The 21,302-nt window shown below is 49.1% G+C and carries 22 protein-coding genes; 7 read left to right on the top strand and 15 right to left on the bottom strand.

Annotated features, from left to right (window positions below; translation table 11 throughout):
* Positions 1–22 precede the first annotated feature (22 nt).
* From ACO0LD_RS29610 to ACO0LD_RS29650, 9 genes are all read right to left on the bottom strand, one after another.
* Positions 23–802, bottom strand: coding sequence for a TMEM175 family protein (locus ACO0LD_RS29610; protein ID WP_423012729.1), 780 nt, complete (start codon positions 800–802; stop codon positions 23–25).
* Between the two features lie 127 nt (positions 803–929).
* Positions 930–1,361, bottom strand: a complete 432-nt coding sequence (locus ACO0LD_RS29615) for a hypothetical protein (RefSeq protein WP_423012731.1) — start codon at positions 1,359–1,361, stop codon at positions 930–932.
* A 107-nt stretch (positions 1,362–1,468) separates the two neighbouring features.
* A complete protein-coding gene (locus ACO0LD_RS29620; protein ID WP_423012733.1) occupies positions 1,469–2,536 on the bottom strand; it encodes an alpha/beta hydrolase family protein in 1,068 nt (355 codons plus the stop codon).
* A 148-nt stretch (positions 2,537–2,684) separates the two neighbouring features.
* A complete protein-coding gene (locus ACO0LD_RS29625; protein ID WP_423012735.1) occupies positions 2,685–3,644 on the bottom strand; it encodes an AraC family transcriptional regulator in 960 nt (319 codons plus the stop codon).
* Positions 3,645–3,646: 2 nt separating this feature from the next.
* Entirely contained in the window at positions 3,647–4,126 is a 480-nt protein-coding gene (locus ACO0LD_RS29630) for a GNAT family N-acetyltransferase (RefSeq protein ID WP_423012737.1), read from the bottom strand.
* Positions 4,127–4,222: 96 nt separating this feature from the next.
* Positions 4,223–4,519 (bottom strand): 4Fe-4S dicluster domain-containing protein, encoded by a 297-nt coding sequence (locus ACO0LD_RS29635; protein ID WP_423012739.1) that lies wholly within the window; start codon positions 4,517–4,519, stop codon positions 4,223–4,225.
* 1 nt (position 4,520) lies between these two features.
* A complete protein-coding gene (locus tag ACO0LD_RS29640) occupies positions 4,521–4,922 on the bottom strand; it encodes a hypothetical protein (protein ID WP_423012741.1) in 402 nt (133 codons plus the stop codon).
* Positions 4,923–4,936: 14 nt separating this feature from the next.
* The gene (locus ACO0LD_RS29645; protein WP_423012743.1) at positions 4,937–5,479 is read right to left on the bottom strand and encodes an RNA polymerase sigma factor; all 543 of its coding nucleotides are present in this window, start codon (positions 5,477–5,479) and stop codon (positions 4,937–4,939) included.
* Between the two features lie 243 nt (positions 5,480–5,722).
* Complete coding sequence (locus ACO0LD_RS29650) at positions 5,723–8,473, bottom strand: PAS domain S-box protein (protein WP_423012745.1); 2,751 nt, start codon at positions 8,471–8,473, stop codon at positions 5,723–5,725.
* 346 nt (positions 8,474–8,819) lie between these two features.
* Between ACO0LD_RS29650 and ACO0LD_RS29655 the strand changes: the two genes are divergently transcribed.
* The gene (locus ACO0LD_RS29655) at positions 8,820–9,470 is read left to right on the top strand and encodes a hypothetical protein (RefSeq protein ID WP_423012747.1); all 651 of its coding nucleotides are present in this window, start codon (positions 8,820–8,822) and stop codon (positions 9,468–9,470) included.
* 172 nt (positions 9,471–9,642) lie between these two features.
* On the opposite strand, the gene maiA is transcribed toward ACO0LD_RS29655, so the two are convergent.
* Both maiA and ACO0LD_RS29665 read right to left on the bottom strand, forming a co-directional pair.
* Positions 9,643–10,299, bottom strand: coding sequence for a maleylacetoacetate isomerase (maiA, locus tag ACO0LD_RS29660; RefSeq protein ID WP_423012749.1), 657 nt, complete (start codon positions 10,297–10,299; stop codon positions 9,643–9,645).
* Between the two features lie 8 nt (positions 10,300–10,307).
* Positions 10,308–11,003: a fumarylacetoacetate hydrolase family protein gene (locus tag ACO0LD_RS29665; RefSeq protein ID WP_423012751.1), complete on the bottom strand. Its 696-nt coding sequence runs from the start codon at positions 11,001–11,003 to the stop codon at positions 10,308–10,310.
* A gap of 145 nt (positions 11,004–11,148) precedes the next feature.
* Between ACO0LD_RS29665 and ACO0LD_RS29670 the strand changes: the two genes are divergently transcribed.
* Together ACO0LD_RS29670 and ACO0LD_RS29675 are read left to right on the top strand one after the other, a co-directional pair.
* Positions 11,149–12,456, top strand: a complete 1,308-nt coding sequence (locus ACO0LD_RS29670) for a TRZ/ATZ family hydrolase (RefSeq protein ID WP_423012753.1) — start codon at positions 11,149–11,151, stop codon at positions 12,454–12,456.
* Positions 12,457–12,492: 36 nt separating this feature from the next.
* The gene (locus tag ACO0LD_RS29675; protein ID WP_423012755.1) at positions 12,493–14,286 is read left to right on the top strand and encodes a M14 family metallopeptidase; all 1,794 of its coding nucleotides are present in this window, start codon (positions 12,493–12,495) and stop codon (positions 14,284–14,286) included.
* Positions 14,287–14,330: 44 nt separating this feature from the next.
* Here the strand turns inward: ACO0LD_RS29675 and ACO0LD_RS29680 are convergent, their stop codons facing one another.
* Positions 14,331–15,569: a nucleoside recognition domain-containing protein gene (locus tag ACO0LD_RS29680; RefSeq protein ID WP_423012771.1), complete on the bottom strand. Its 1,239-nt coding sequence runs from the start codon at positions 15,567–15,569 to the stop codon at positions 14,331–14,333.
* A gap of 212 nt (positions 15,570–15,781) precedes the next feature.
* Here ACO0LD_RS29680 and ACO0LD_RS29685 point away from each other — a divergent pair, with 212 nt between their 5' ends.
* Positions 15,782–16,231 (top strand): hypothetical protein, encoded by a 450-nt coding sequence (locus ACO0LD_RS29685; protein WP_423012757.1) that lies wholly within the window; start codon positions 15,782–15,784, stop codon positions 16,229–16,231.
* 51 nt (positions 16,232–16,282) lie between these two features.
* On the opposite strand, the gene ACO0LD_RS29690 is transcribed toward ACO0LD_RS29685, so the two are convergent.
* Positions 16,283–16,897: a DUF1345 domain-containing protein gene (locus tag ACO0LD_RS29690; protein WP_423012759.1), complete on the bottom strand. Its 615-nt coding sequence runs from the start codon at positions 16,895–16,897 to the stop codon at positions 16,283–16,285.
* Between the two features lie 302 nt (positions 16,898–17,199).
* On the opposite strand from ACO0LD_RS29690, the gene ACO0LD_RS29695 reads away from it, so the two are divergent.
* Genes ACO0LD_RS29695 through ACO0LD_RS29705 form a run of 3 tightly spaced genes read left to right on the top strand, consistent with a single transcriptional unit; the run spans position 17,200 to position 19,394 of the window.
* Complete coding sequence (locus tag ACO0LD_RS29695) at positions 17,200–17,520, top strand: hypothetical protein (protein ID WP_423012761.1); 321 nt, start codon at positions 17,200–17,202, stop codon at positions 17,518–17,520.
* Positions 17,517–18,371 carry an HDOD domain-containing protein gene (locus ACO0LD_RS29700; protein ID WP_423012763.1) on the top strand — a complete coding sequence of 285 codons (855 nt, stop codon included), beginning with the start codon at positions 17,517–17,519 and terminating at the stop codon, positions 18,369–18,371. The genes ACO0LD_RS29695 and ACO0LD_RS29700 overlap by 4 nt, the downstream gene beginning before the upstream one ends.
* Positions 18,372–18,422: 51 nt before the next feature.
* Positions 18,423–19,394 (top strand): diguanylate cyclase, encoded by a 972-nt coding sequence (locus tag ACO0LD_RS29705; protein ID WP_423012765.1) that lies wholly within the window; start codon positions 18,423–18,425, stop codon positions 19,392–19,394.
* Positions 19,395–19,467: 73 nt separating this feature from the next.
* On the opposite strand, the gene ACO0LD_RS29710 is transcribed toward ACO0LD_RS29705, so the two are convergent.
* Complete coding sequence (locus tag ACO0LD_RS29710; protein WP_423012767.1) at positions 19,468–20,721, bottom strand: tetratricopeptide repeat protein; 1,254 nt, start codon at positions 20,719–20,721, stop codon at positions 19,468–19,470.
* Positions 20,722–20,890: 169 nt separating this feature from the next.
* A partial coding sequence (locus ACO0LD_RS29715) for an ExbD/TolR family protein (protein ID WP_423012769.1) occupies positions 20,891–21,302 on the bottom strand: 412 nt, incomplete at its 5' end.

Raw genomic sequence — 21,302 nt, forward strand, 5'->3', positions numbered from 1 at the left:
ACCATGGCAACTGCTGCCGAGTTTATGCAATTTCTTTGGTGGCTACTTTTGGGGTCTCGTTTGAGGTCTCGTTTGGGGTTTCTTTTACCGCCGCATTTGCAGTCTCTTTAGCATCCTCCGTGACAACTGGCGGCGTCTTCTTTGCGTGACGGGCACCATTCCACCAATGGAGTGGGCCTAGCAGGCAATAGATAAATCCTGACCAGGTTCCCTTGTCATTGCTGACTACCACGATCAGTACCGACAGACCAGCAACAGCCATATTGATGAGGTTGCCACCCATGTCCGCTTGCAATTCATTAAGCTGCTCAGAGTCGAGGTTGAATTTCTCACGTAAGCGCCAGGCATGTTTATGCATGAGGAAAAAGACAAAGTTGACTGCGATGATGCCTGCACCGTAGATAGCCATCAGTTGCCTGATTTCTGACACGGAAGAAAAATTATCGTTATTGGCTCTCCATATCCATGAATCAAACAGGCTGGCAAATAAAAACTTCAAGGGATAGACATACAAGAGGATGACGAACAGCAAGGCCGTGTTCAGGCTAATCATCCACAAATCAGTCAGCGGGAAGCGCTTGAAAAATTTGCCGTGCTGATACCACAAGACCATCAGCAAGACAAAGGCCACGCCAAAGGCGATAAAACCGTGCATCAGGTGGAATAGTTCATGGGCAGATTTGGGCACTTCCAGTGACACCACCAGCAGGGTCACGGCAAAGGCAAACACGGCATCGCTAAAGCCTTCGAGCCTGTGCAGCGAAATAAAACTTTGATGCTTATGATGAACGGTATCTGTCACGGCATTGTCCTCGGCGATGGTTATTTAGACAATTATAACGAGTTCCAGACCTTAAAAGCAGGTCTATTGCTCTGTGTCGCTAAAGTGTTGGATATCGTTCAAAAGGCAGCTGGAGACTGGCGATATTTCATGCGATGTTGTGGTCTTCCCACTCAAACCTGTCGGGCTTCTCCTGACCTACAACCAGGCTACGTATTTCGCTGATGACCTGCACCAACCTGGCCCGCTTGCGTGGTGCTTTCAAAGTTGCCGGCAAGCGGCTGAGCCAGTGCCCATTTGGCCCGACCGGTGCATTGCGCAATGCAGATAGTTGGCCAGATGTGGGCAAGGGCTTGGTCGATAGTACGGCAATGAAATGATCCAGTTGCGCAGGCGCACTGAACACCAGATCAAACTGTTCAAATTCCACATGTAGAACGGCATAGCCGCGATGCGGTATGCTGGGTGGCGCAGCGGGCACATAGCTCTCTGGCTGACCAGCTAAAGGTATGTGCACCCAATAAGCCAGCGGCGCGCTACGCCAGTGGCTTTCAAAACTGAAATGAAATACAGGGCTCATATTACCGGGATCATATTGCAGGGTTCATATCGAGGATTTGATTTGGAAAACTGTATCATGCCCTGCCATTTAAATCAGCTTAGCCAGGTATCAGCAATGAGCACAAATTAACGCAGCTTGTCTTCAAAAAATTTTCTGGCGTCTGCTGCCACTTGCTGATGTATGGCAGCACGATCAAACCCGGCAGGGTCTATGCAAACCTGGCGTGCCGCCAATTTGCCTAGCATATTGCACTCTTCCAAAAAAGCATAGTGGGTTACCGCAGGTAGTGTCAACAGGCTGCTGCCTGCAATATTTGCAGCATAGACCTGGGCATTAAATTCAGGAATAGCCTGATCATCAGCAGTACCCACCACGACGCGTACAGGGACTTTGATGGCTGCCATACTATCTTTTGTCACTACCCTGCCCATGACAGGTGCCATGGCATAGGCGGCCTTGATCCGGTTGTCGCTGTAGTCTGCGCCAGACTTGGCGATCTCAGTCTTGACGCGCTGATTTTCTTTAAGCAGTGTCTGCAGGTCTTCACGGCTGAATTTGGCTTCTGGTGGCAATGTGCAATTTGGATTAGTTGCGTATTTGCCGCAAAATTCTTGCCACTGCGCATAACTGATCCTGCCGCCAACACTGGCCAGGGCGGTATAACCACCAATCGAAAAACCTGCCACGGCAATGCGTTGGGTATCGATACTTGGGCCGATCGCGGGATCTGCCAACAGCTTGTCTATGAGTACTGACAAATCACGTGGCCTGTCCCACCAGACGACAAAGCCTTCCAGCCGGGTATGCTCTTCATACGCAGTGTTACCGTGATGATTAACGGCGGCTACTATATAGCCATGTGCGGCCAGGCTTTCTGCAAACCAGGCGATGGAAGCTGCCGAGCCACCGGTTCCATGGGAAAGCAGGATCAGCGGCAATTTTTTAGACGCATGCAGCATGGGTGCATCTATCGCATTACTTCCTGCCTTGAAGATGGCAACATCCCAGCTTTTTTCTACCGTGCCCGCCCGGGCTGGATACCAGATTGCGGTTGCCAGTGGGCGTGCTTTGTTGCCTGTCCAGGCCAGGCGGCTGGTATCTTCATATTGCACCAGCTTTAGGCCTACGGGATAAGGTTTTTGCCCCATCTCGGCGGCCATGACAGTGAGACTGCCTGCGGCGAGTAAAATCAAAGATGTTATGCAGTAGCGAAGAAATGACATCATATTCGTGAACTCCAGAAAAATGGGCGCAAAAATGCTGCGGCAGCAATGTGCCAACGAGCATAGAGAAAATTGTCGCGACCTGACTCAGGTCATGGGTATGCCTCAGGGAGACGTATTAAAGAGGAATAACCGGGATGCAGATATCACAGTCAAAGATACCGGTTTCTGGATCAAAACAGGCTTCTGGCGAATAATATTCAAAGCAAGGTCTGGCATCGATTTGATAGCCACTCGCAGGCAACCAGTCACGCAGGATGGCGGCCCAGGTTTCACCGATTTCAGTGCTTCTACCTTCGAAGTGTAGTGAAGCATATTCACCACCGGGTATGCTGGTCAACAAGGCATTGCCGGGCGCAGGGGCATTTTCTGGCAACTCAACTGCCGCGTCATAACGACAAAGCGCGGGATCAGTAATGCTTGGGTCATCATGGCTGATGCCATAGCGCGCCCGCGTGAACAGATTATGTGTTGCCATCCATGGTGACACAACCTCTGCCCAGAACCGGCCCACCTCTGCACCATATGGCCCTATGTGGCGCAGGTACGCGATGTTGACTGGCTCTCTGTGTATCAGTTTGACATTCATGCTGGCCACCTGTTTTAAACTGGAAGAGACTCCATTATGAAAGGACGCATAAGACTGGACCTGATCATTATTGCTTACCGCTTGATTATTCTTGCTATTTGCACGCTGCAAGTCAATTTGATATTGACGCCATGCTGCCGGGGTATAGGCAAACCGGTCTTTGAAGGCACGGGTAAATGCCTCTGCCGAGCCAAAGCCCACTGACAAGGCAATCTCCAGCACTGGAGTGCCAGCCTGCGCAAACAACCGGAATGCCGCCACTTCCAGGCGACGTCGACGCACATAGTCGCCCAGGCGTTCCCCCATCCAGGCAGCAAACAATCGATGAAAATGATATGGCGAAAAATACGCAACCCCGGCCAACACCTCCAGATCAAGCGGCTGATCAAGATGGCGGTCTATATGTTCCAGCACCCTGTGCATGCGGGCTTGATAATGCGACTGATGCTGGGAAGCCTGCGGCGTTTTTTCCGATGGAAGCTGGCTCAAGTTTATACCCCTGCCTCGACTTCCCATTCCATGTATTTGCTGGACTGCTCAAAGCCTTCTGATGCATATAAAGACTGGCCATCTTCAGTGGCATGCAACCAGATTTTTGCAAAACCCTGCTCATGCGCATAATGCATTGCCTGCTGCAGTATCTTTCTGGCCAGGCCTTGCTTGCGATATTCTGCAAGGGTGTACATATTAAGCAAATATGCATCCTTGCCTGCCACATTACCCGGATATGGAGGGCGGATAAATATTGCCAGTGAGCCACAGGCGACGAGATGCCCATCAGTCTCAGCTACCCAGGTTTTGCAAGTCCCGCTTTGCAAAGCATCGCTGAAGTAAGTCCGCGTTGACTGCAACAGGTCTTGATCAACACCTTTGCCATTATTAAAGTCAACCAGCTTGTCGAACAGACGCATGCGCAGTTGCAAGACTTCTTCAAGATCACCAGGCCCAGCTTCACGAATTACAATAGTCATCAATGCTCCTTGGGGGGATGCAGACAATTGCTATGTCTGCTGAAATGACTATTTTAAAACATCAGTGTGGACCTCACTTAAATATGCATCTTGCCACTAGGTTGAACGCCGTAAAGTAATCGCCTTTTCCGGGCAAGCTGTCACACATAAACCGCAAGCGCGGCAGGCATCGACATTAGGGGTATAGGCCACCTTCATGCCATGTACTCTTTGTTTGAGTTGTGCCAGAAAGCCCAGTTGTTGATAGTCTTCGCTGGTAATACGGCGAATTTCAAACACGTTTTCGGGGCAAACTGGCACGCAATCAGCCTTGCCTTCACACTTGCTGAAGTTGACGACAGGGATGATGACACCTGGTTCCTGCTTGCAGGCTGCTTCTTTTGCGGCCTGCATTTCAGACTTGCTCCGGCTTGTTGTCGTGCGTACTTTCTCGCTTGTACTCTGAGTTGTGGTCTTGCTTATTGCGGCAAGCCTGGGCATAGGCTTCATCCCTGTGCCTTCTGCGTCCAAACATACCGTGCTGGAATTTTTCTCTTTCTTCCGGCGTCAGTTTTTCCCAGCGACGATGCCAGTGATGCTCACCATGTTTGTGCCAGCCACCATGTCCACGCATGCCGCCAAACAGGATTTTACTGAGCACCAGCAAACCTAGCGACTGTAGAAAATCGATGCTGCGGGCACCGACAAACAGAGCTGGCATGAGCCAGTTCCATAACATCATGACTACCCAACTCAGGGCGCTGATGCCAGCCACAACCAACACCATGATTTTTAATACTCTAAATCTCATTAACATATCAAACTCCTGTCTTAATTAAATTCTTCCAATAAGTCTTGCAAGCGCATGCGCAAATGCAGGACGGCATAGCGCTTGCGCGCCAGCAAAGTGTTTACGCCCAAGCCAGTAGCGGCGGACATTTCTTTAAAACTCAGGCCTTCGATTTCATGGCCGATGAAAGCATCGCGCTGTTCTTCTGGCAATTCATCAAGAGCTTCATACAATTCTTCCAGCATGACATTACGTGCATAGGCGGCCTCAGGCCCCTCGTCGCTGGATGGCAATACTTTGTCCAGCCAGGCTTCATCTTCACTCCCCTCCTCCAGATCAGGCAGGGCAACTTCTTTTTTTTTGCGAAAGCGGTCAATGATGCGGTTGCGCGCCACCCTGAACAGCCATGCACCAACCTGCTCTATAGGTTCTGGCAGGCGGTAAGCTTCGACCAGCTCATAAAACACATCTTGCAAAATATCTTCTGCCTCGCTGGCATCGGCGACGCGTTTGCGTATGAAACTACCCAGTCGCCCGCGTTCGCGCCTGACCGTTTCAGTGATGTCATTGTTCTGATCAGCCATCAGCTCAGGTGGGTTATGTGTCGTCTCCATACCTGTGTAGACGCACAGAAATGGCGAATATTGCAGATACCGGGAAAATAATTGGCAGACGCTACCATCAGGTCAGCAAATAAGAATCGATATTGCCATAAAATTATTTTTATCAGCGATAACATATCGAAAAGATATTCCAGTCGACAGATTTGTGTCTGTTTTATGGCGGAAATAGCATTCAAGCTTGTGATCAGCGCAGCTTGTATCTGGTCACAATACTTTTTTTTCATTCTCGGCACGCAATTGTGGTGCCACCAGGGGGATGATCAAGATGAAGCGTGTTCCTTCATTTAGCTTGCTTTCCAATTTGATCTCGCCACCCAGCACGCTGGTCACCAGGTTATAGGCGATGTTCATACCCAGGCCCGACCCGCCCTGCCCTAGTTTGGTGGTAAAAAATGGATCAAACACGCGTTTTTGTATTTGCTCTGACATACCCACGCCATTGTCGGCAAAAATGATTTTTACCTGTTGACCGGGCAGTAATTGAGTAGTCAGGTGCATATTACCTGTCTCGCGATGTTCAAATGCATGCGTCAGTGCATTGGTCATAAAGTTGGTGACAACTTGCCCCAGAGGGCCAGGATAGCTATCCATGACAATACCAGATTCAAGCATGGTCGCCAGATGGTAAGGCGTGTTCTTATACATGGGCGCCAGGGTAACGATGAGTTCGTCCAATGCTACTTGCAAATCAAACTGTCGCCTGTGGCTGCTTGACTGATCGACTGCGACCTGTTTGAAGCTGCGTATCAGTTCACGCGCCATACCCAGCGTACGCATGAGCAAGGCAGTTCCGGTTGTCGCACTTTCCAGATAATGATCAAGCACAGAACGCTTCAGCCGCCCTTCACTGATGTCGCGCACCAATTCTTTCGTCTTGTCTTGCAAAGTGCTGGCTACGGTCACACTATTACCTATGGGCGTATTCAGTTCATGCGCAACGCCTGCCACGAGCGAACCCAGGGCTGCCATTTTTTCTGAACGCACCAGTTCGTCCTGGGTATGCCGCAAGGATTCCATCGCCGTAGCAAGTTCAGCATTGGCTTGCTGTAAATTGAGGGTACGCAATCTGACTCGCTCTTCCAGTTGCGTCGTCATTTCACGAATTTCCTGCTCTATCTGCACTTGCCTGGTCACATTCAGCAAGGAGAAAATACACATGGCCTTGCCATTCATCTTGATCAACCTGGCTGACAGCAGGAAGATCATTTCCTGCCCTGCCTGATTGTTGATGTGGACTTCCAGTTGATCTATTTTCTTGTCACGTCCCAGGTCTTCATTAAATTTCTTCCGCACTTCAGCTTGATGGATAAAACCCATTTCCAAAGTGGTGCGACCCAAAATGTCCTGTCTTTGATAACCGAGTTCCTTGAGCCAGACATCATTGACTTCAACTATGCAATCGGTTTGCACATCCACCAGACCGAGTGGGATAGGCGACAACTGAAAAAGCGTCGAATATTTTTGTTCATTCTCACGCAATAGAGATTCAACCTGCAGGCGTGCCGCCTCTGCGCTTAACTCCTGATCGATGTTGCGCGATGACAGTAGCAGATAAGTTTCATTACCTGCTTCAAACTTCGACCCAGAAACACGGCAATTGCTGATGAAACCCTGCTTATGGCGAAATGCGATCTGCATATTTCTGACTTCGCCATACTGACGTATCTGATTGATCAGTTCGTCTCTTTGTTCAGGTTGATCCCACAGATGTATTTCATTCGAGGTATGCCCGAGAACTTCTTTGCGGGAATAACCAGACATCGGTTCCCAGTTGCGGTTGACATCAACATATTCACCTGTCGCCATCCTGGTGATAGTCAGCGTGTCGGGCACCAGCTGAAACACAGTTGACAGCAATTTCTCGCGCTCCTGCAATTCGCGCTCTGCCTGCTCTTGCAATTGTTCGACTTTGCGCAGGGCAGAAATATCTTGCAAGGCATAGGCGATATAAGGTTCGCCACCAGCATCAAAACGCGTACCAGATATAAGCACATGGTAAGGATGTCCCAGTTTATGCCTGTAGATGCCTTCAAAATTATTGATTTCGCCGTCACGTCTTAAAGTGCTCAGCATTTCCGCACGCCGATTGACATCCATCCATAGATTCAATTCCAGCGAATAGCGCCCCAAAGTTTCATCCCTGGAGTAGCCGGTGATCGTTTCCCAATGACGATTCACGTCCAGATAACGACCATCTTTTTCACGGCAGATCGCCAGCACATCGGGCACCATCTGGAAAACTTTTTCAAACAGGGTTTCGCGATCTCTGGACAAACGCTCTATGTTTTTGCGCTCTTCCATCTCTTGCTTCAAATTGTCGTTGATGCGCTCGACATCGTCTTGCTGGCGCAATAAGGCAGCCACTAAAAAAAGCATGCCGATAGCCAGGTCCAGCAAGGCCGCAGCTTCTTGCCCAAGTGCTGCATATTCAGGTTGCTTATGCCAAAATGATGAGCCAGCCAGATACAGACCTTTGATGAAGACCAGTAGGCCAAGCAGGATAAAACCCAATATATGTTTTTCGCTGCGTGCGCGCCAAAAAGTCATGGCAGCAGCCAGCATGACCAGGCCAGAAGCCAGGTAAACCGGCAACATGCGCCAAAGTGGAGTGACTGCAGTCAGGAAAGTCATCAGTAACCACAAAACGGCAACTGCAAAACTCAGCATGACAGGCATGACAAAAACCGTAACGCCATGGAAGATGCGCGTCCCCGCCCACAAGTAACAGATATAGCCAGACAAGAAAACATCCGCAGCCAGATTGAAAACCGGGCTTTGCTCATTGCCAAGGAAATGGCACAACTGCTGCATGACCAGGCAGGCATAGGCTAAAGCCCAGCACCTGGTTGCTCTGGCATGCACGTGCAAATGCTGGACATAAAACAGTATCAGCATGGTCAGAAATGAAGTGACCAGCGACGTCAACATGGCTAGGGGAAGATAAATGGAAGGCATAAGTAAACTACCCGGACAGCCTATGCAAAAACACTTCGAGCCCCATACCCGTTCTCGATTCAGGTGTGCTGCTTTTTGACGATTTGAATAATGAATTAAACTTGTTCAATCAAGCTTACTTTTCCTGATTTAGCGCTATATTTGACTCAGATATCAGCAAATTTAATTTTATGAATTAAATAGTAGCACTGAAAATCAGCATAGTTGGTGACGAATATCAATTTATGTTACAGGCCAGTGTTGTAATAATCATTATTTAACATTTTCCATTTCTTTGGTCTTGATTATGCAGTCTGCTTCACATAAGATTGAAGTGGAACTTATTCAAGCAACAGGGAGCAAACTGATGAAGAATCAACACAGTAGAACACCCGGCTTGTTACAAAATGATCTTTTTATGGCACAGATGAATTGTGACATTTTGGCAAAGAATGAAAGATCGCCAGCTCTTGGCATGTATTCATATCTGGGTAGTGATTTAGTCTCTGATGGTGCACTGGGTGCGAGTCAGGACGATGATGTCATTGATTTTATTGAAGAAGACGAAGAGTCTTTGCAACCCAAACAGGAACTGCACCCCTGGAAAATATTGATCGCAGACGATGACAGCAATGTGCATGACACAACCTTGCTTGCTTTGAGTGGCGTAAAAATTCATGGCAAACCATTAGAATTCATACATGCTTACTCTGCCAAAGAAGCATATAGCATTATCAGCGCTAATTCTGATATCGCCCTGCTGTTGCTGGACGTGGTGATGGAAACTGTTGATGCAGGTTTAAAACTGGTCAATATCATACGCAATGAAATGTCACTGCCCAATCTGCGCATCGTATTGAGAACAGGACAACCAGGTTATGCCCCTGAACTGCAAGTCAGCGAAGCCTTTGCCATCGATGGTTATACAACCAAATCGAAATTGACACGCTCACTACTGATTTCTGTACTCAACGACACGCTGGCAAACAGTCACGATAATCCAGAAATACCAAATTAGTGTTTTATTAATTTTCTTATCGAGATTATTTATTAAGACTGCTTATTAAAACTGCATATTAAAAAATTGCTTATGCAAGCGGGTGAAGGATTAGGGCCAGTTATCTGGCCCTTTTTTTGCGTTTAAAAAATAAACACTGATGCAGAACTGCCCATGGATATGGGCAGTTCTGTTATTCCGCATCAGGCTGATTTGCTGGCGCAGCCTTGATAAAAGCAGGATGCTCGCTGCAAGCCTGGTGTATGCGCATGATCGTGGGCATGCTGCTCATATCGCAGTTAAAACGCTGGGCATTGGCAATCTGTGGTATCAAGAAGCAGTCTGCAAATCCTGGCGTATCACCAAAACAAAAACGTCCGGTACGGGTATCTGTAGCCAATTTTTGCTCCAGCACAGCCAGGCCAACCTCACACCAGTGCCGGTACCAGGCGTTCTTTTGTTCATCACTGATTTTCAGAGTTCCTGACAGGTATTTCAATACCCGCAAATTATTGACCGGATGAATTTCGCAGGCTATGGATAGCGCCAGCGAGCGTACATAAGCACGCTCCAGAGGCTTGGATGGTAGCATCGCTATGTCTGGATAAACTTCATCCAGATATTCAATAATTGCCATCGACTGTGTCAGTGTGATCGTTTCACCATCCAGCTCATCTTGCAAGGCGGGTACCAGTCCATCAGGATTCAACGCCCGGTAAGCGGGTGTCAGTTGCTCTCCACCGTTTTTGACCAGATGAATGGCGACCTGCTCATAATCCAGTCCTTTAAGATTCAGGGCAATCCTGACGCGGTAGGAGGCCGAGCTACGAAAATAACCATATAGTTTCATGACAGTGCTCACACCAATTTGATTTTCAAATCACTCAGACCCGTGATCGAAGCTTCCAGCAAATCACCCCGCTGTACCGCAGCCACGCCCTCTGGTGTTCCGGTAAAAATCAGGTCACCGGGTTGCAGAGTGTAGAGCTCAGACAGGCAGGCGATGATTTCAGCCAGATTCCAGATCAATTTGCCAGTATCACTATTTTGCCGGACCTGCCCATTTACATCCAGGTGTATGCTGGCTTGCTCCATGCCTTGCACTGTGTCTGCCCGGTGGATCTGCCCTATCGGTGCAGAAAAATCAAAACCTTTGGAAGTACACCATGGCCTGCCCTGATCCTTGGCTTCGGCCTGCAAGTCACGGCGCGTCATATCCAGTCCGACTGCATATCCCCAGATGTGGCTAAGTGCGTCTTCAGTACGGATACTCTTGCCGCCCTTGCCTATGGCGACAACCAGCTCAACTTCATGATGCAGATTGACTGTCATGGGTGGGTAAGGCATTTCACCAACTGTACCCTGCTTTACGGGCAAAACGGCATCGGCTGGCTTCATGAAGAAAAACGGTGGCTCCCGGCCTGTCCAACCCATTTCTTTTGCGTGTTCGACGTAATTACGTCCCACGCAGTAAATCCTGTGTACCGGGAAATAGGCAGTACCACCAGCTATGGGTACGGCTGCTTGCTGTATTGGGGGGAATAAGTAATCCATATCTGCTCCTGATTTCTGATGCCAAGCCCTATTATGGCACTTTCAATTAAGGTCTGTCACATGGCTGCTTTGCCTGATCGTGCTTGTCAACTCCACATTTAATGACACTGGTTATAATGTCTTATCAATTGTGGAGCCAAATAAAATGAAAACCTGCTTACATCCCAAATACCTGATCCCCATAGAACCACGCGCTACCATCCTGAGTGGGCATGCCCTGGTCATGCAAGATGAAAAAATCCTGGCCATACTCAGCAGTGCCGATGCACGTCAGCAGCACCCAGATGCGCAGCATGTAGATCTGCCAGAACATGCCGTCATGCCCGGCATGGTCAACCTGCACGGCCATTCTGCCATGACACTGCTGCGTGGTCTGGCGGATGACCTGAGCCTGATGGACTGGTTGCATAATCATATCTGGCCTGCCGAGAAAAAACATGTTTCAGAAGAATTCGTTTTCGATGGCAGTGTATATGCCATGGCAGAAATGCTGCGCGGTGGTACCACGACCATCAATGATATGTATTTCTATAATGATGATGTGGCACGTGCGGGCCTGCACACAGGCATGCGCACCGTGGTCGGTTGCAGTGTGCTGGAATTTCCTACCGGCTATGCAGCAGATGCTGATGCTTACCTGGAAAAAGCGATGGCATCGCATCAGGCATTCAAGGGGCAAAGCGGAGTCTCATTCCGCCTGGCCCCGCATGCACCATATACGGTGGCAGATGCGACTTTCAAAAAGATAGTGGCTCTGGCAGACAAGCATGACATGGGCATACATTGCCACATCCATGAAACCATGGATGAAGTGAATGACAGTATCAGGGATCATGGTATGCGCCCTTTGCAGCGCTTGTATAATCTGGGGTTGCTGTCTTCACGACTGATTGCGGCACACATGGTGCATGCGAATGAAGATGAAATCAAACTGCTGGCACAACAAGGCGTACATATTGCCCATAATCCAGCCAGTAATCTGAAGCTGGCTTCCGGCTTTGCCCCCATCCATGCCATGCAAACTGCTGGCGTCAATGTGGGCATAGGCACCGATGGTGCAGCCAGCAATAACAAGCTGGATTTACTCGGTGACTTGCGTATGGCAGCATTGCTGGCAAAAGCAGTATCAAGCAATCCGACTGCCTTGAATGCGGGTAACGCGCTGGAAATGGCAACGCTGGCCGGTGCCAAAGCCCTGGGCATGGACAAACAAATTGGTAGCCTGGTAGCAGGTAAGCTTGCTGACGTGATTGCGATTGACCTGTCTGCTATTGAAACCCTGCCGCTGTTTGATCCGGTATCGCAGATTGTCTATGCATCCGGGCGTGAACAGGTCAGCCACGTGTGGGTAAATGGTCGTTGTTTGATGGCTGATCGAAAACTCCAGACCGTAGATGAAGGCCAGCTCAAGGACAAGGCAAGATGGTGGCAGCATAAGGTTGCTGCAGCCTAGGTTTTCAATTTCAACATATCAAATTTTGACCTTCGTATGAAACCAGCAAACTCAATTTTTAAACTCAGCATTATCAGTAGCTTGATTGCAGGCAGCAGCCTGTTTCTGACCAACGTCCAGGCAGCCACTCCACTGACGACAATCGCTGAACAAAGCGGTTTCAAAAAGACCGGGCGTTATGAAGAAGTGGAAAAGCTATGCCAGGCTTTTCAGAAAAACTATCCCAAAGAAGTGCGTTGTCTGGAATTTGGCCGCACACCAGAAAACCGCCCCATGCTGGCCTTGCTGGTCACACGCAGCGGCGCATTCACGCCAGCACAGGTGACAAAGCAAGCTTTGCCGGTCACCCTGATACAAGGCGGCATACATGCTGGTGAAATAGATGGCAAGGATGCGGGTTTTCTCGCTCTGCGCGAGATATTGGACAGTAAAGTCGCACCACATGTGCTGGACAAGCAAGTGCTGTTATTTGTCCCGGTCTTCAATATAGACGGCCATGAACGCTTTGGTGCATGGAACCGCCCGAATCAGCGTGGCCCGGAAGAAATGGGCTGGCGCACCACAGCACAAAATTTCAACCTGAACCGCGATTACGTGAAGGCAGATGCGCCTGAAATGCAGGCCATGCTCAAGCTGATCAACACCTGGGACCCGCTGGCAGTGATTGATTTGCATGTGACCGATGGTGCCAAATTTGAACACGACATTTCGATACAGGTAGAGCCCGTCAACTCAGGCGATGCAGCCTTGCGTGAAGCAGGTAAAGCCTTGCGCGACAATGTCATCGCAGACCTGGCCAGGCAGGGTTCATTGCCCTTGCCTTTCTATATGTCATTCATGCGTGAAGATGATCCCATGTCAGGTTTTATGGACAGTGTGCCTCCGCCACGTTTTTCCAGTGGTTATCCTGTACTGCGCAACCGTTTTGGCATGCTGGTGGAAACCCATTCATGGAAAGACTACCCTACCCGCGTGCGCATTACCCACAACACTGTGATATCAGTGCTGGAGCAAGTGGCGGCAAATGGCGGGCAATGGCTGTTAATTACCAAGGCGGCGGATAAGCGTGCAGCACAGTTGACTGGTCAAAGTTTGCCTGTTACTTATAAGACGACAGAAAAAACCAGGGATATAGACTTCCGCGGTTATGCCTACACACGCACGATGTCTGATATTTCTGGCGCATTGATGACGCGCTATGACGAAAGCAAACCACAAGTATGGAAAGTGAAGCTGCGCGACGAGATCGTGCCGGACGCACAAATCAATTTACCTAAAGGCGGTTATATCGTACCTGTCGCCTACAGCAAAGCAGTGGCAGAAAAGTTGCAGCAGCACGGCATAGAGTTCCGCATTATCAATACCGACTTGAACGCCGTCTCTGCTGAGCAATTCGCTACCAGCAAGGCCAGCTTGCAAGCGCAGTCCTTTGAAGGTCGGCAAACTTTGAAGCTGCAAGGGCTATGGCAAAACCAGATACAAAGCTTGCGTAAAGGTGCTTTATTCATTCCCATTGCACAGGCAAAAGCACGCCTCGTCGCTGGCATGCTTGAACCGCAGGCACCAGATGCACTGGTCAATTGGGGCTGGTTCAACGGCGCATTTGAACGCAAGGAATACATGGAAGCCTATGTGGCTGAAGATGTCGCACGTGAGCAGTTAGCCGTTGATCCACAATTGAAAGCACTATTCGACAAGCGTATTGCCGAAGATGCCGAGTTTGCCAAGAGCGCTTCTGCCCGTCTGGAGTTCTTTGCGCAGCGCCATTCATCCTGGGACAGGCGCTATCAGGTTTACCCTGTGTTGAGACTGGATTTTGTTCCTCAGTAAAAACTTGCAATCCGCCACATGCAAACACCTGCATGTGGCGATGTTTAATGAAAGAACAGGTAAGCAACAAAAATCGCTGCAACCACTCCAGCAAAATCAGCCAGCAAGCCCATGGATATGGCATAACGGGTCTTGCGTATGCCGACTGAACCAAAATACAGGGCCACGATATAGAAAGTCGTGTCAGCAGAGCCCTGGAAAATGCAGGTCAGGCGGCCAATGAATGAATCCACGCCATATGTCTTCATGGCATCCACCATCAGCGCCCGTGAGCCTGAACTGCTGAGCGGCTTCATCAGGGCTGTCGGCAAAGCAGCGGTAAAATCCGTATTCAAACCCATCTGCGTGAACAACCAGGTAAAGCCGGAAACAATAAACCCGAGGATGCCGGAATTGCGCAAGACACCGATGGCGACCAGCATGCCCACCAGATATGGGATGATGGTCAGCGAAGTCTGTATGCCGCCTTTGGCACCTTCAATAAAGGCTTCATACACATTCACTTTCTTGCGCATGGCGCCCAGCATGAAGCTGATGATAATGGTGAACAGCAAGAGATTGGCGCTGATTTTGGAAAACACTTCAATGTCGGTACGACTCATGTGCTGACTCATATACCAGACCAGGGCAACGATAAAACTCGTCAAACCACCCAGCCACCCCATAATCACCCGGTCAAACAAATTAATACGCTGCCTGATGGCAACTGCAACCAGGCCCACCACTGTAGCCACATAAGTGGCGATCATGCAGGGGATGAAAATATCCGAAGGGTCTTTTGCTCCCAGCACTGCGCGCTGCGCCATGATGGCAAGGGGAATCAGTGTCAGACCGGAAGTATGCAAGACCAGGAACATGATTTGTGCATCACTGGCTTCGTCCTTGCTGGGGTTCAGGCTCTGCAGGCTTTCCATCGCTTTCAGGCCAAAGGGCGTGGCAGCATTGTCCAGGCCCAGCAGGTTTGCTGAAAAATTCATGACCATGTGGCCGTTGGCAGGATGGGTTTGCGGCACACCAGGAAATATCCTGGCAAAAAAGGGGCCAATGATTTTGGCGATAAAATCAATCGCCCCGGCTTTTTCGCCTATATTCATGATGCCCAGCCACAATGTCATGACACCCGCCAGCGGCAAGGCTATGTCCATGACACCCAGGCGAGCTGATTCAAAAGTCCCGTCCATGATGCGCTTGAATACCTCTACATCTCCCAAGATCAACCATTGCGCCAGGGCAGCAATAAAACCGATCAGAAAAAAACCTGTCCAGATGTAGGTGAGTAACATGGCATTCAATATGGGATAAGTGTGCAAGCTTTTTATCATGAAAAGCTTGCGCTGTAGTATGAAAATTTCAATGCGCGCCATAAGCGCCCGATATGGATGCGCCCGGTCGCTGTAACATCTGCTTGCAGTTTTACTTGGCTATATACAAATCCATGTCAGCCTTATTGTTCTGGGCTGCGTTATATGAACATCAAAACGAAGGAAGAGATGCCATGAAAGCTAGTCAACTCATCAAAGGCCTGTTATCCATACTGTTGATTTGCGCTGCCAGTGCAAATACCGTGTTTGCCCATGATGTATATGTCAGGGACTACCGTTGGCACCCGGCACCACCAGTACACCAGGTGGTACGCAGCTACAACTACGTGTATTACCCGTCCCAGCAGGTGTATTACGCGCCAGCGCAGCGCAACTGGTACTGGGCAAATGGTGGTACCTGGCAAAGTGGTAGCAGCTTGCCCTATGGCGTCAACGTGGACATGCGCATAGGCGGCGTGCCTGTCGTGTTAAGCTCTCCCAGACCTTATGTGGAACATGTGTATGTAGAGCAAAACTATGGCCGCCCATGGCGTGACCGTCACGGCTGGTATCAGGAAAGACGCTATGAGCGTGAATGGCGTGAAGAAAGACGTGAACGCCACCACGATCATCATTGGCGTTAGGACATGTAAAAAGAAGCAGCTGCGATTACGCATGACTGCTTCTTCGTTTGTCTAGCTTCCCACCAGACTGGCAGCAATATTGATAGAAAAACCAACGACTGCCACGTTAAAGAAAAAACTGAGTATTGATTGCGCAAGCACAGTCTTGCGTGTCTGCCTGTTCATCACCGTCACGTCAGAGGTTTGCGCAGCAACGGCGATGGTGAATGAGAAATACAGGAAATCCCAAAAATCTGGTATGCACTCCTCTTCCGGAAAACGCAAGGCTGGCTTATCTGGCGGTGCGCTATAAAACTGCAAGGCATAGTGAAAACAAAAAATCACGCCCAGCAACAGCCACGAACCCAACACCGTACTGACGGCAAACAAGTATTTGATCGCTCTTTCCTCTCTGCTGGCACCTGCCATGCCAGATAATTCGTGGATGATGGCCAGCAGGCTGAGCGTTGCTGCCAATGACATCAATACCAATACGGCCACAGCACTTTCATCTTCCTGCTGCGCCATCTTGCGTACCGCATGCTTGTCTGCCCCCATCATCAGCCAGGCCATCAACAAAAGATAGGTCCATACAGCCACATTCCAGCCAAAAAGGGCGCGGGTAACCAAAGATACTGACCCAGGCAGCAAAATCGCCGCCAGGCTACCCAAGCCCAAAGTGAGCAAGAGACGTGGGCGGCGTTGAATGATTTGTTTAATGATGAATCCTGTCTGAATAAAGATGAATAGGGAAACACGTGTAAATATTACAATATTGCATAGTAAATTGAAGTAAATTACAGAATCAAACTAGACGCTGCAACAGGTGTAGTATATTCAATATCAATTGATATTCTGTCATATTCATCACCAAGCATATCTGATTTGCCTCTCTTAATAAAAATCAACTTTCCTTTAAGTAATTTTTAATTACACTGAAGTTTTATGCAATTATTGACCCAGCACGCTCATTCTGCGAGGCCAGCACCATGAACAGACATTACCACTATATGCCACTTTCCAAGGTCACTCCGGGAACAGTGTTGGCCGATGATTTGCTCGATAAGGTTGGCCATGTATTACTGCCAGCCGGCACCACCTTGACTGAGCGCATGCTAACAGCTATTGCACAGCATGATATACACCAGTTGTCGGTCGAAGGTGAAGCTGGTACCGAACAAGAGGAAATTGAAGATCTCGCGACAAAATTAAGTCGTATAGAAAAAATTTTTCGCCAGGTGGGTGATGCTGAACCTGCCAGCATCTTGAAATCCTATGTCATTCATTACCGCCAGGGTGAAGCAAAATGACTGATACCAACGAATTCAAGCTGCAACTGGAAGACATCGTCAAAAAAATCAAGGACCTGCCTACCTTGCCCGAAGTTGCCATGGAAATGCTGCAGAATCTTGACGATGAAGAAAGCAGCCTGGATATGGTGACGGAAAAAATCGCACTGGATCAGTCAGTTACAGCGAAACTGTTAAGGCTGGCCAATTCTTCCTATTACGGCAACAATTCCAGGGTCGTGACCTTGCAGCAGGCAACCGCCATGCTGGGTGTCAAGAATGTGAAAAACCTGATACGCATGACGGCCTTGTCAAACAAATTTCCTACGGCGAATTGTCCTGCATTTGATTTCAAGGCATTCTGGCGCCACAGTGTTGCAACGGCAATCTGTGCCGAACTGATTTCACGCGCGCTGCATATGAAGCATGATTTTGCTTTCACTGCGGGCTTGTTGCATGACATAGGCAAACTGGTACTGGTGACCTCTTATCCTGCAAATTATGATCAGGTCTTGCGTTATCAGCACAATGCTGACTGTCTTTTAATCGAGGCTGAACGCAGCATCCTGCATGTCGACCATGTCGATGCGGGTCTGGCACTGGCAACGCACTGGAATTTTTCTGAAGCTGTGTGTGATGCCATACGCGGCCATCATCATCCCGAACTGGAAAACCTGAACGTACTTGCCTCGGTCGTACATGTAGCAAATGCAATTGTGCACGCACTTGACCTGGCACATGATGAAAACGATATGCTGCCCTTGCTGTCGCAGGCAGCTTGGGATACGCTAGGGCTTGGTGAAGCTGACTACCTGAGCATTTTCCGCGAAACTGAAATGCGTTTCGATGCCATGGATCAGATCGTACTTTGACATTCTTATTTTTGCCTCATGTATCTGGATAAAACGATTTTGGAACGACTCATGCTTTTCAGGGAAACGGATTATCGTATCGATGATATCCATCTTTTCCGCGACATTACTGAGGACAATAGAAAACTCATTGCCGATATCATCAAGGACTGCTTGGTGGTGAAAGCATATACCGGACAGGTTGTTCTGGACGCCAACAGCTCCGGGGCGAAACTGTTTATCGTCCTGAAAGGTGCTTTGGGTGTTAGTCGTGTGACCGAAGAAAGCAATCAGCTGGAAAATACCATCACGCAGTACCTGCCAGGTGAATGCGTGGGCGAAATCTCGGTTCTTGATGAAGAAATTCATTCCGCCACCATCTCCGCCATCAGCGAAAGCGAATTATTGTTGATAGAGGCAGAAACCTTGTGGCGTCTGGTAGACGAATCAAATGGCGTGGCCCGCAACCTCTTGCAGCTTTTATCTTTCCGCATACGTGCAGCCAATGCACAAATCCGCAGTCGCCAAAAAGTGGGCGAGTTTTATCGCCAGCTATCGATGGTGGATGGCCTGACAGGCTTGCATAATCGCGCCTGGCTGAACGCACAATTGCCTGGCATGGTGCAGCATGCCCACGCTACCGGCGCAGCCCTGAGCATCATCATGGTCGACCTGGATCACTTCAAGCGCTTTAATGATGAGCATGGGCATTTGCTGGGTGACGATGCCCTGCAAACCGCAGCAAAAGTATTGAATGCAGGTTTGCGCCCCAGTGACTTTGCAGCGCGTTATGGCGGTGAAGAAATGATGGTCATACTGCCTGGTGCAAGTCACAAATCTGCCATGGGTGTAGCGCAAAGACTGTGCAGCCGTCTGGCGAAAACCAAGGTATTTGTCGATCGCCAAAAACCGCTGCCGCATATCACAGGCTCATTTGGAGTGGCAACTTTAAGCACAGACCAAGATAGCAATGATCTCATCAGTTGTGCTGATGCAGCCTTGTATCGCGCCAAAGACAACGGGCGCAATCAAGTCGCCAGTTGACACTCAAACGATAAAAATAAGTACAAAAACAAAGGCGCCCGGAGGCGCCTTTGTTTTTACATCAGGCCATGCATTATTTGCCGGACTGATTCGCGTAAATCACCCAGTAACGTGCCAGATCGCCTGAGCCATCTGTCCCCTTTACTGTTTTCAGTGTTTTGATTGCATTGGCTTTCTTGCCTGCCTGCAGTTGAGCGATACCCAAATGTAATTTGGCATCATCTTCCTGCTTGAGGCCACCTTTGGCGATGCCCTCTTCGATCATGCTGATACCTTTGTCGAAGTTGCCAGCAGTTACGTAACCATAACCGATATTGACCAGAGCATTACCATCCTTGGCTGCCTTGGCTTCAGTTTCGCTAGCTGCAAGGCCTTTGGTAGTCTCGGCTTGAGTCTTGTTTGCCATATCGCGCAAGCGTTTGTGACGGTCAGCGTCCTTGCCTTCACCCAGCACACCGGCCTTATAGCCAGCATCAATGACCTTAATCGCTTCGGCCGGGTAACCTGCCTGAATAGCGAACAATGACATGTCCATATAGTCGGCAGTCTTGGTAATTTGACCCAGAGCCAGTTTCAGACGCATCAAATCCAGTTTGAAACGCTCGGAATAGCCAGGTTTTCTCTCAATGTTATTGAGCAGGTTAACCCAGTATTCTTTTTTGCCGTGGAAAGCCACCATTTTTTCCAGCGCACTGGAATAAGTAGCCATATCTTTACGCTTCAATGCGTCATTGGACTGGTATTCCAGATTGGTCAGACTTGGTGTGCGACCTGATTTTTCATCTGCTGCCAGCTCAGCATTGATTTCCTTCATCGCCTTTGCACTGTCACCACTCTGCAACATGGCTTGTGTGAGGTAAGGACGCAACGAAGGATCTGTACCACCGTCAGCATAGTAACGGTTATACCATTGTGCAGCTTTGCCATAGTTACCAGCTTTGAAATAACCATTCGCCAGCACCTGTATCATTTGCAACTGCTCTTTACCGCCCAACTTGTTTGCAGAAACGATGGTTTCTGCTGAACGGATCACGGTGTCATTATCACCAGCAGCAGAGGCGATAGACAGGCGCATGCGCTCTATCGTGAAATTTTCATTGACTGTCTTGCCGCCTACGCTATCGGCTTCATGAATCTTGGACAGCGCTTCCCTGAATTTCTTCGCTTTGTACAATTCACCGGCCCCGTGCACAATTTTGGCAATTTCAGGACGCAAGGATTCTTGAGCATAAGCTTGATTTGCTGCGATATTTGTTAATTCTGGAGCGGCTGCAAAGCCAATAGCTGCAAACAATACAGCAATACGAGACAAGCGAAGTTGCTTCATATGTTGATCTCTCAATCAATAAATTTAATAAACCTTGGGATTGCAGCTTAGAAATACGCAAAGCCCAACCCGCGAATATGAAAAATGGCAGGGGTAACCCTGCCAATTTTCTATCATACCTTAATAACTCAGCATTGATACGTCGAAAATGCCATGAAGTGCTTATTTATCACTTCAGGAACTGCTCATTCCCGACCATACCGATCTTGGTCACGCCCAGACGCTGTGCCGCCGCCATGACCGCAGCCACAGACTTGTAAGGCACAACAGCGACCGGACGCAGATGGATCTCAGGCTGGTCACCTGCAGGCATCGCTGCAGATTCAGCCAGCTTGGCTTCCAATTGAGGATGATCGACTGCCAAACCATTCCAAGACACCGTACCATCAAAGTCCACGTCGATGTTTACAACGACTGGTTCTTTCAATGGTGGAGGCGGCGTGCCTGTCGGCATATTCAGATTCACTGCATGATTCTGAATAGGAATGGTAATAATCAACATGATGATCAATACCAGCATGACGTCAATCAGCGGCGTCATGTTCATTTCTATCATCACTTCCGGATCGGCTGAACCACCG

The organism is Undibacterium sp. Ji83W (assembly GCF_049340385.1).
Classification (GTDB): domain Bacteria; phylum Pseudomonadota; class Gammaproteobacteria; order Burkholderiales; family Burkholderiaceae_D; genus Undibacterium.